The following is a 10,664-nucleotide window of genomic DNA, read 5'->3' on the forward strand; positions in this document are numbered from 1 at the left end:
GTGAAATGACGTTCCGTGCTGCTCGCGTGACGGACTGTTCGAGAAGACTGGCGCCTCATCGTTTCATCTGTGTGGGGGTTCCGCCATGTCGTCTCGGCAGTCTCGCCGAATCGTTTCCGCATCCGCTGCCGTGGCGGTGAGCACACTGCTCACCGCCGCGCCCGTCCAGGCCGCCCCGGCCCCCGCGCCCTCAGTGGGCAAGGCGCGCGCCGTCACCGCCGAACTCGACCTGGACGTCAGCCTGTTGAACAAGGCGGTGGACGTCCCGGTGAACATCGCGCTCAACAAGGTGGAGACACCGGAGCAGAGCTGGGGGTCCCCCCGGCCGGAGGCTGGGGGAGGCTCGGTGCTCACCGCCAAGGTGGACGGGGTCGACCAGGTCGGCCCGGTCGAGCTGGTCAAGGCGGACATTGGCAAGTCCGTCACCCGCGCCGACGCCAAGGGCACCGCCGCCTCCGTCAAGCTGGTCAACGCCGACGTGCACGCCCCGGGCCTGCCCGCCACCGCGCTGCTCGGCCTGGAGGCGATGAGCGCCGAGGTGACCTGTCCGGTCGACGGGCAGCCGACCGCGAACGTGGTCGCGCCCGCCAAGCTGAGCGTGCTGGGCAAGCCCGTCACGGTCGGGCTGTACGGTCCGACCAAGGTGGACGTGCCGCTGGTCGGCAGCGTGTCGGTGGAGTTCTCCAAGAAGACCACCACCACGACCACCGCCGCCGCCTCCGCGCTGGAGGTGCAGGTGGAGGTGAACCCGCTGAACCTGAACGTCGCCAAGGTCACCGGGAAGATCACCGTCGCCTCGGTGAGCTGTGAGAAGCCCTCCGCGCCGTCGGCCACTCCCTCCGTCGCGGACACCCCGAGCGCCGCGCCCACCAGTGCGCCCGCCGCCCAGCCGGTGGCCGACACCACCACCTCGCGGGCCGCCGCGCCGCAGGCGGCGGTGGAGAAGCCGGAGAAGCTCGCCACCACGGGCGGCAGCAGCGCCACCGGTCCGCTGGCCGCCGGGGCCGCCGCCCTGGTCACGGGCGGGGCCGCCGCGCTCTGGGCCACCCGGCGCCGCCGGACCGCGCGCGCCCGTCGGCACTGAGCCCGTAGGCACTGGGCCCGCAGGCGCTGGGCCCGTAGGCACCCTTGAGGGCGGGAGTGCCGTGCCCGGCACTCCCGCACCGTGACCGTGCCAACGCGGACGGTTGGTTCACATGCGCGTTACATGAGAGGAACAACCGGGAAACGGCGGCTTGCGACGCTACGCGGGCACCCACCACCCAGCACTGCGAGGGACACGCCGTGGCAATCAAGGCCGAGTACATCTGGATCGACGGCACCAAGCCGACCGCGAAGCTCCGTTCCAAGACTCGCGTCCTGCCCAACGCCGACAAGATCCCCACCTGGGGCTTCGACGGTTCCTCGACCAACCAGGCCGAGGGTCACGCCTCGGACCGCGTGCTGGAGCCGGTGAAGGTCGTCAAGGACCCGATCCGCGGTGGCGACCACATCCTGGTCCTCTGCGAGGTCCTGGAGACGGACGGCACCCCGCACGAGTCCAACACCCGTGCCCTGCTGCGTGAGGTCGACGAGAAGTACACGGCGCAGGAGTCGATCTTCGGCATCGAGCAGGAGTACACCTTCTTCAAGGGCTCCCGCCCGCTCGGCTTCCCGGAGGGCGGCTTCCCGGCCCCGCAGGGCGGCTACTACTGCGGCGTCGGCGCCGAGGAGGTCTTCGGCCGCGAGATCGTCGAGCTGCACCTGGACCGCTGCATCGACGCCGGCCTGGCCATCTGCGGCATCAACGCCGAGGTCATGCCCGGCCAGTGGGAGTTCCAGATCGGCCCGGTCGACGCGCTGACCGTCTCGGACGACCTGTGGATCGCCCGCTACCTGCTGTACCGCACCGCCGAGGAGTTCGGCATCGACGCCACCCTGGACGCCAAGCCGGCCCGTGGCGACTGGAACGGCGCGGGTGCGCACACCAACTTCTCCACCAAGGCGATGCGCGAGGGCTACGACGCCATCATCACCGCCTGCGAGTCCCTCGGCGCCTCCCAGGAGAAGGTGCTGGAGCACGTCAGCCAGTACGGTGACGACATCCAGTCCCGCCTGACCGGCAAGCACGAGACCGCACCGTGGAACGTCTACAGCTACGGCGTCTCCAACCGCGGCGCCTCGGTCCGCATCCCGTGGCAGGTCGAGGTGGAGCAGAAGGGCTACATCGAGGACCGTCGCCCGAACGCCAACATCGACCCCTACGTCGTCACCCGCCTGCTGATCAACACCTGCTGCGAGGCCCTGGAGAAGGCCGGCCAGGTCTGATCCGACCCTGAGTCCCCCACGCCCGCAGGCCCTTCCCCGCTCGGGGAAGGGCCTGCGGGCGTTGCGTCACACGTGCGGCGTGGTGGGCGGCGGCGGGAGCCGGGAGTGACCGCGCAAATCGCTGGTCAATCACCGGTCGTCGCCGGACAATTCACGGCATGACCCAGCAGCCCCTGCTCCTCCTCGATGTGGACGGACCGCTCAACCCCTACGCCGCGCCGAAGACGCGTCGGCCCGAGGGGTATGACACCCATCGGTTGCTACCCGAGTCGTGGGTGGCGCGGAATGCGCCGACGCCGCGGGAGCGGGTGAAGCCGTTGCGGGTGTGGCTGAACCCCGCGCACGGGGCGGAGTTGCTGGCGCTGCCGTACGAGTTGGTGTGGGCGACCACCTGGATGGACGAGGCGAACACCTTCATCGGGCCGCGGATCGGGCTGCCCGAACTTCCGTACATACCGTGGACGGAGGTGTTCCGGGAGCAACCGGACGGGTTGCACTGGAAGACCAAGGACCTGGTGGCCTGGGCGGCCGGGCGGCCGTTCGTGTGGCTGGACGACGAGCTCGGGCCGCAGGACATCGAGTGGATCGCGGCGAACCACCCGGGCGAGGCGCTGCCGCTCTGGGTCGACCCCAGGGTCGGCCTGCAGGAGCTGCACTTCGCGGCGCTGCGGGAGTGGGCGGCGGAGGAATGCTGATCGGACGGGTCGAGCGGCTGTGCCGCTATCCGGTCAAGTCGCTTCTGGGGGAGGAGCTTTCGGCCGTCGAGGTGGACGAGCGCGGCTTGGCCGGGGACCGTGGCCGGGCGCTGCTGGACGTGGAGACCGGGCGGGTGGCCAGCGCGAAGAACCCCCGGTTGTGGGCCGGCCTGCTCCGGTACTCGGCGGCGGCCGCGGCGGACGGCGGGGTGGCGATCACCGGCCCGGACGGGTGCGAAGCGGACGAGGCGGAGCTGTCCGAGGCGCTCGGCCGCGAGCTCGCCCTGATCACCGGGCGCCCGCCCGGCGCGACGGTCGAGCGGGCCGTGCCGGAGGAGGTGTTGGCGCACGGGATCGCGGCGGAAGTGCCCATCACCGTCAATGAGTTGGGGCGGGCCGCGCCGGAGGGCGGCTTCTTCGACTTCGCCCCGCTGCACCTGATCACCAGCTCCACGCTGGACGCCGTCGGCACCGAGGCCGAGCGCTACCGGCCGAACCTGGTGATCCGCACCGAGGGGGAGGGCTTCGTCGAGAACGCCTGGGTGGGGCGGGAGTTGGCGATCGGCCCGACGCTGCGGCTGCGCGTCGTGGCGCCCACCCCGCGCTGCGCCGTCCCCACCCTGCGGCACGGCCCGCTGCCCCGCCACATCGAGGCGCTGCGGATTCCGGCCGAGCGGAACCGGCTGGTCCCGCTGGAGGGCATGCCGGAGCTGCCCTGTGCCGGGGTGTACGCGCAGGTGCTGACGCCCGGCCGGATCGAGCCCGGCGACCGGGTCAGGCTGAGCGGTGTCAGGATGAACTGATCACCGTCTCCAGGGTGTTGAGGAAGCGGTCGGTGGTCTCCTCGTCCCGGACGGCGATCCGCAGCCAGTCCTCGCCGAGCCCGGGGAAGGTGTCCCCGCGCCGGACGGCGAAGCCGTGCTCGCGCAGCCGCTCGCGCACGGCCGCCGCGCCCGGCAGTCGGACCAGGACGAAGGATGCGGCCGCTTCGCCGTACATCCGCAGGCCCGGGACGGCGGCCAGGCCCTTCACCAAGTACGCCCGCCACAGGGCCAGTTCGGCGGCCGCCTGCTCCGCCTCGGCCAGCGCCGCCGGGCCGCTGCAGACCTCGGCTGCGGCCAGTGCGGGGGTGGAGACCGGCCAGAGCGGCTGGGCGGCGCCGAGGGCGGCGATCAGCGACGCCGGTCCGAGGACGTAGCCGATCCGCAGCCCGGCCAGGCCCCAGGTCTTGGTCAGGCTGCGCAGGACGACGACCTGGCCGGGCAGGTCCCGGGCCGAGGCCAGGGACTCCCGCTCGCCCGGGACGGTGTCCATGAACGCCTCGTCCACCACCAGGGTGCGCCCGGGGCGGGCCAGCGCGGCGACGGCCTCGGCGGGATGCAGCACGGAGGTCGGATTGGTGGGGTTGCCGAGGACGACCAGGTCCGCCTCCTCGGGGACGGCGCCGAGCCTGAACCCGTCCTCGGCGGTGAGCAGCACCCGGTGCACCCGGTGCCCGGCGTCCCGCAGCGCGGCCTCCGGTTCGGTGAACTGGGGATGCACCACGGCGATGTGACGGGCCGTCGCCACCCGGGCGAGCAGCACGAAGGCCTCTGCCGCCCCCGAGGTGAGCAGCACCTCGCCGACCGGACGCCCGTGCCGGGCGGCCACCGCGGCGCGGGCGGCGCTCTGGTCGGGGTAGGCGGCGAGGTCGCCGAGGGTGGCGGCCAGGTGCTCGCGCAGCCAGGCCGGGGGCGTGCCGGTGCGGACGTTGACCGCGAGGTCGACCAGTCCGCGGCCGTCGGCGCGCACCTCGGCGTCGCCGTGGTGGCGCAGGTCGGGTTCGGGGGTGGTCACGTGGAGGCTCCTTGCTGGTCGACGGGAAGGCCGGGCACCCGGTGGACGTCGTACGGGCCCGGCGGCACGGCGAGCCCGGCGCCGTCGCCGAGCGCGACCAGCGCGACGGCGTGCCCGTGGGCGGCCAGGGTGACGGCCGCTCCGGTGCGGTCGACCACCTGTCCGGTGCCGTCCGTCGCGACTCCGGCCCAGTCCAGTACCACTCCGCGGGCGTTCCGTACCGTCCCGGGCTCCGGCACCGCGACCTGCCGCGTCCCCGGCCGGAGCAGCCCGGCCACGGCCTCGACCGCCTCCGGCCTGCCCACCACCGCCGAGGCGCGCCGCAGCTCCGTCAGGGCGCGCGGCACCAGCAGGTCGTGCGCCCCCGGCCCGAGGCCGACCACCGCCAGCCGTCCGTGCACCGCGGCCCGGGCGATCGCGACCGTCGCCGTCGCCGACTTCCGCTTGGTGACCACGAGTCGACCGCCGTTCGAGCTCGCCAGCGCGGCGGCCTCGGCCACGCTCGCGGTGCCGACCGCCGTACCGACGACCTCGGAGGGGTTCGGCACCGTGAGCCGGGCCAGCTCATCGGCCGGGTGCTCGTCCACCGGTACGTTCAGGCAGCGCGCGGCCCAGCGCACCGCCGGGTGGTCCGCCTTGCCGGCCACGGTGGCCAACCGGGCGATCGCCGAGCGGAGGTGGCCGGTCTCCGCCAGCACGGCCGTCAGCAGCCGCATCGCCTCGACCGGTTCGGCGCCACTGCCCGCGCCGATGCCGACGACCAGGGTGCGCGGGACCACCAGGAGGTCACTGTCGCCCGGGTCCTCCTGGTCGGTGATCCGCAACACCGGGGCGTCCTCGGGCGCCTCCGGCCGGATGTTCGGGGGCAGCGCGGGCAGCGGGTACGGCACGTCGGTGACCAGCCGCACCGGGCGGCCTTCCGCCGCCGCCCGCTCGGTGGCGGCGGAGCCGGGCCGGTGGTACCGCACGGCGTGCGATGTCAGGACGTCGAGCGGGCCCTCGGGGCGCGGCGGGTAGCGGGTGAGCACCGGCTCGACGCCGAGTACCGCCTGCACTTCCCGGGCCAGCTCCTCGCCCCGCTCCCCGCCGGCCAGCGGGACCACCCAGCGCCGCTGCGAGTCCACGCAGAGCAGGTCCACCTCGCGGGGAAGCTTGACGAAGCCGCTGTTCAGCAGCGAGACGACATAGGGGACCGGCCCGAACACGACCACCTGCGGGTACCGGTCCACGGCGAATGCCAGCGCGTCCGGCGGCTGGAAGCAGTTGCCGCGTGAGGCGTGGCGGAGCTCGCTGCTCTCCGGCCAAGCGGCGTGCAGCTCCTCGGCGAGCGGGCGGACCGGCGCGTCGAGGGAGATCAGTCCGATCATCTGCCGTGCCCCTTCGTCCCGACCCCGTGGTCCCGGGCCCCCGTGATCCCACCACGGGCGGCCGAAACCGGTCAATCGCGGCGCGTGTGAGATCCGACGCGGACTCCGTTGCTTCGTACGGCGACCGCGTCGCAGCTGTTCGTCTGTTCTTCACTTCCCTTGTGCGGTACACGACATGCCGCGATCCTACTGTTCTCGGCGCTCCCGCCCCGGAAGCCCGACACTCGGAGGACCCCATGGCCTTCGCACGACTCCGCACCCCCGGCACCCCCACCGCCGGCCCGCGCCCCGCCCGTCGTCGCCCGTTCCGCCCGCTCACCGCCATCGCCACCGGCCTCGGCCTGGTCGCCGGCTCGCTCGGCCTGTGGGCCGCGGGCGGCAGCGCGGCCGCCGACACCGCGGTCGGCCTGCCCTCGCCCGACCACGTGATCGTCGTGATGCTGGAGAACCACGCGTACTCGCAGGTCATCGGCAGCTCGGCGGCGCCGTACATCAACGGCACCCTGGCGGCCGGCGGCGCGACGCTGACCCAGTCGTACGCGCTCACCCACCCCAGCCAGCCCAACTACTACATGCTGTTCTCCGGCAGCTCGCAGGGCATCGTCGACGACAGCTGCGTGGACGTCGGCGCGCTGCAGCAGCCGAACCTGGCCTCCGAGCTGCTCGCCGCCAACCAGACCTGGGCCAGCTACAACGAGGGCCTGCCCGCCCCCGGCGCCACCGACTGCCGCGTCGACAACTACGCGCAGAAGCACAACCCGTGGTTCGGCTTCGGCAACGTGCCCACCTCCAGCGCCTACGGCATGGACGCGTTCCCGACCGACTTCACCACCCTGCCCAAGGTCTCCTTCGTCATCCCGGACCTGTGCGACGACATGCACGACTGTTCGGTGGGCACCGGCGACTCCTGGCTGCAGACCAACCTGGACGCGTACGCCCAGTGGGCCAAGAACAACAACAGCCTGCTGGTGGTGACCTTCGACGAGGACAACCGCCTGGCCGGCAACCGCATCCCGACCCTGGTCTACGGCGCCCACGTCGCCCCTGGCAGCTCCACCGCCACCAACTACAACCACTACGACGTGCTGCACACCCTGGAGGACCTGGCCGGCGTCAACGCCCACGCCGGCAACTCCGCCGGGGCCTCCGACATCACCGGCATCTGGAACTGACGCCCGTGTACGTCGCGGACTCCCGCAGCTCCAAGGCCCCCGCCGCACCGGCCACCGGCCCGGTGCGGCGGGGCGCCGCCCTGCGCGCCGTGCCGGGGGCGGTCCTCGCCCTCGGCACCGTCAGCATGGTCACCGACATCTCCTCCGAGATGGTCAGTGCCGTCCTGCCGCTCTACCTGCTCACCGGACTCGGCCTGTCCCCGCTCGGCTTCGGGCTGCTCGACGGCATCCAGAACGGCTTCAGCGCGCTGGTCCGGCTCGTCGGCGGCCACCTCGCCGACCGCCGCGGCCGCGACGGGGCCGCCCGCCACAAGACCGTCGCGGCCGTCGGGTACGGGCTGTCCGCGCTGTGCCGCCCGCTGCTGCTGTTCGTCCACACCGTGCCGCTGATCGGCGCCGTCATCGCCGTCGACCGCACCGGCAAAGGCCTGCGCACCGCGCCCCGGGATGCGATGATCTCGCTCGCCACCGAACCCGCCCACCGCGGCCGGGCGTTCGGCGTGCACCGGGCGATGGACACGGCCGGCGCCCTGCTCGGCCCGCTCACCGCTTTCCTGGTGCTGCGCCTCGCGGGCGGCCCGCTCCTCGCCGACGGCGGTGAACGACACGGCTACGACGCCGTGTTCACGGTCAGCGCCTGCGTCGCCGCGCTGGGCGTGCTGATCCTGCTGCTGTTCGTGCCGAACCGGCAGCACGGTGACGACCGGTCAACTACCGATCCCTCGCTGCGCGACAGCCTCACCCTGCTGCGCCTGCCCGGACTGCGCCGGCTCACCCTGTGTGCCGTGCTGCTCGGGCTCACCACCGTCAGCGACTCCTTTCTCTACCTGCTGATCCAGCGCCGACTCGGCCTGTCCGTCAACCTGTTCCCGCTGCTGCCGCTCGGCACCGCGGCCGCCTTCCTGCTGCTGGCCGTCCCGTTCGGCTCGCTCGCCGACCGGATCGGCCGCCGCAGGCTCTTCCTGCTCGGGCACGGGGTGCTGCTGCTGGCGTACGGGTTGCTGCTGTCGCCGCTGCGCGGGCTGCCGGCGGTGATCTGCGTACTGGTGCTGCACGGCTCCTTCTACGCCGCCACCGACGGGGTGCTCGCTGCCGCCGCGGCCGACACGGTGCCCGCCGAACAGCGCGGCGCCGGGCTGGCCCTGGTCGGCACCGGGCAGGCGCTGGCCCGGTTCGCCTGCTCCCTGGTGTTCGGCGCGCTGTGGAGCGCGGTGGGCGGCCCGAGCGCGCTGGCCTGGTCGGCGGGCGCGCTGGCGCTGTGCGTGGGCGGCGCGGCGGTGGTGCTGCGCACGTCCGAACCCGTTGCCGCTGAGGAGACCGCGTGAACGAGGAGGGCGTGTGAACCTGCAGAACCGGACCAGGCTGATCGTGCTGCTGGTCGCCGTCCTGGTGCTCGGCACGGTCGGCACCGGCGCCGTCCTGTACGCCGCCGACCGCACCGCCGAGCGGGACCGCACCCAGGCCGGCGGGCCGGCCGTCAACCCGGGATCGGTGTCTCTCCAAGTCCCCTCGGACGGCCGTCAGTTGCTGTTCCGCAACATGGCCTGGGGCCCGCACCGGGACGAGATCACCACCGTCCCCGCCGACCGGCCGGACGGCCCGCGCACCGCCTCCGGCACGCAGTGCCTGCGCTTCCACGCCGCCGCCGGCACCGGTATCTGCCTGCAGGCCCAGCACGGCGCGCTGGAGGACACCTACCGCGCCGTCATCCTGGACGACCACCTGCACGAGCGGCGCTCGTTCCCCGCCGCCGGCATCCCCACCCGCTCCCGGGTCTCCCCGTCCGGGCACCTCGCCGCCTGGACGGTCTTCGTCAGCGGCGACTCCTACGCGGGCACCGACTTCTCCACCCGCACCTCGATCGTGGACGTCCGGGACTGGAACCTGCGGGAGAACCTGGAGGACTTCGCCGTCGTCAAGGACGGCCACCCGTACCAGGCGCACGACGTCAACATCTGGGGCGTCACCTTCGCCGACGACAACACCTTCTACGCCACCCTGGCCACCGGCGGGCAGACCCACCTCGTCCGCGGCGACCTCGCCGCCCGCACCCTGACCACCCTGCACGACAACGTCGAGTGCCCCTCGCTCTCCCCGGACGGCACCCACATCGCGTACAAGAAGCGCGTCCCCGGCCTGCCCGCCGACTCTCCCTGGCGGCTGTACGTCCTCGACCTGGGCACGATGACCGAGACCGCGACCGCCGAGCAGCGCAACATCGACGACCAGGCGCTCTGGTCCGACAACGGCACCCTGCTGTACGCCCTGCCCGGGGACTACGGCGCCGACCTGTGGACCGTCCCGGCGGACGGCTCCGGCGGCGCTCGACCGGTCACCAAGGCTGCGGTCGCCCCCGCCTACCTGGGCTGAGGAACTCTGGGCTACGGTCCCCTCGAAGGAATGTGACGTTCTGATCGGCTGTCCCGATCTGATCGGATGGCCCGATCGAACGTCCTGATCGAAACGGGGGAGCGAGAAACCGTGGACGGCATCCCACCCGAGCGCATGGTGACCGACTCCTGGCCCGCCCTGCACGGCCGCCCGGTCCTGCGGCGCACCGTCGCCGTCGGGCTGGTGCTCGGCGTGTCCGTCGCCGCCGCCCTCGTGGTGCGCGGCGTCGACGCGCTCACCGCCGACCAGGTGGGCCGGGAAACCGACCGCGACCGCGCCGAGCGCCTGGCCGGCCTCCACCCCTCCCAGCACCCGGGAGCCGGGCGGTACTACGTGCCGGTCAGCACGGTCTACACCCGGACGTCGGACGGGGCGCCGATCGCCTACCTGCACTACCGGCTCGGGGGAGGGAAGGACCCGGGGCTCGGGGACTTCCTGCGGACCTACGACCTCCCGGCGCCCGGACCGGCCGCCCCGCTGCCGCCGGACCTCGCGGCGGCGCTCGGCGGGGACGAGCCGGCCGAGGCGCCGGAGCTGCCGGAGCTGCCGGAGCTGCCGGAGTCGCCGGAGCCGTCGGTGAGCCCCTCGGCCGCGGCCTCCCCGTCGGCGGTCGCGTCCCCGTCCGAGACCACTTCCGCACCCGTCGCCATCGCGGCGCAGCCGGCGGACGGCGGCTCCGCCGACCCGAGTGCCGACGCCGACGCCGATGCCGACGCCGATGCGTCCGATGAACCCTCTGAGCCCTCCAAGCCCTCTGCACCCCCTGAGCCCTCGGCCGAGCCGGACGCCAAGGTCGGGGTCGGGGAGGGCAGTCCCTCCCCCACCCCCCCCCCCCCCACCCCCCCCCCCCCCCCCCCCCCCACACCCCCCCCCCCCCCCCCCCCCCGGAGCGCCCC

The 10,664-nt window shown here is 73.5% G+C and carries 9 protein-coding genes and 1 pseudogene; 8 read left to right on the forward strand and 2 right to left on the reverse strand.

What is annotated here, in order from left to right:
- The first annotated feature begins 85 nt into the window (after positions 1-85).
- The 4 genes from ABZW30_RS20975 to ABZW30_RS20990 all read left to right on the forward strand — a co-directional run bounded on the left by ABZW30_RS20975 (position 86) and on the right by ABZW30_RS20990 (position 3,805).
- On the forward strand, positions 86-1,084 hold the full coding sequence (locus tag ABZW30_RS20975; RefSeq protein WP_355672637.1) for an SCO1860 family LAETG-anchored protein: 999 nt from the start codon (positions 86-88) through the stop codon (positions 1,082-1,084).
- A gap of 200 nt (positions 1,085-1,284) precedes the next feature.
- On the forward strand, positions 1,285-2,307 hold the full coding sequence (gene glnII / locus ABZW30_RS20980) for a glutamine synthetase GlnII (RefSeq protein WP_355672638.1): 1,023 nt from the start codon (positions 1,285-1,287) through the stop codon (positions 2,305-2,307).
- A 158-nt stretch (positions 2,308-2,465) separates the two neighbouring features.
- The gene (locus ABZW30_RS20985; protein ID WP_355672639.1) at positions 2,466-3,002 is read left to right on the forward strand and encodes a hypothetical protein; all 537 of its coding nucleotides are present in this window, start codon (positions 2,466-2,468) and stop codon (positions 3,000-3,002) included.
- Complete coding sequence (locus ABZW30_RS20990; protein WP_355672640.1) at positions 2,996-3,805, forward strand: MOSC N-terminal beta barrel domain-containing protein; 810 nt, start codon at positions 2,996-2,998, stop codon at positions 3,803-3,805. The genes ABZW30_RS20985 and ABZW30_RS20990 overlap by 7 nt, the downstream gene beginning before the upstream one ends.
- Here the strand turns inward: ABZW30_RS20990 and cobC are convergent.
- Together cobC and ABZW30_RS21000 are read right to left on the reverse strand one after the other, a co-directional pair.
- Complete coding sequence (gene cobC / locus ABZW30_RS20995; RefSeq protein ID WP_355672641.1) at positions 3,792-4,838, reverse strand: Rv2231c family pyridoxal phosphate-dependent protein CobC; 1,047 nt, start codon at positions 4,836-4,838, stop codon at positions 3,792-3,794. The two genes, ABZW30_RS20990 and cobC, sit on opposite strands and share 14 nt — an antisense overlap.
- Positions 4,835-6,205, reverse strand: a complete 1,371-nt coding sequence (locus ABZW30_RS21000) for a cobalamin biosynthesis protein (protein WP_355672642.1) — start codon at positions 6,203-6,205, stop codon at positions 4,835-4,837. Before ABZW30_RS21000 ends, cobC begins: the two co-directional genes overlap by 4 nt.
- Positions 6,206-6,441: 236 nt before the next feature.
- Between ABZW30_RS21000 and ABZW30_RS21005 the strand changes: the two genes are divergently transcribed.
- The 4 genes and pseudogenes from ABZW30_RS21005 to ABZW30_RS21020 form a co-directional block, all read left to right on the forward strand.
- The gene (locus tag ABZW30_RS21005) at positions 6,442-7,377 is read left to right on the forward strand and encodes an alkaline phosphatase family protein (RefSeq protein ID WP_355672643.1); all 936 of its coding nucleotides are present in this window, start codon (positions 6,442-6,444) and stop codon (positions 7,375-7,377) included.
- A 5-nt stretch (positions 7,378-7,382) separates the two neighbouring features.
- The gene (locus tag ABZW30_RS21010; RefSeq protein ID WP_355672644.1) at positions 7,383-8,702 is read left to right on the forward strand and encodes an MFS transporter; all 1,320 of its coding nucleotides are present in this window, start codon (positions 7,383-7,385) and stop codon (positions 8,700-8,702) included.
- A gap of 19 nt (positions 8,703-8,721) precedes the next feature.
- Positions 8,722-9,747 (forward strand): TolB-like translocation protein, encoded by a 1,026-nt coding sequence (locus ABZW30_RS21015; protein WP_355672652.1) that lies wholly within the window; start codon positions 8,722-8,724, stop codon positions 9,745-9,747.
- Between the two features lie 111 nt (positions 9,748-9,858).
- Positions 9,859-10,664 (forward strand): annotated as a pseudogene (locus tag ABZW30_RS21020) (hypothetical protein); the annotation flags it as partial.

It is taken from the genome of Kitasatospora sp. NPDC004669, assembly GCF_040609455.1.
Taxonomy (GTDB): Bacteria; Actinomycetota; Actinomycetes; order Streptomycetales; family Streptomycetaceae; genus Kitasatospora.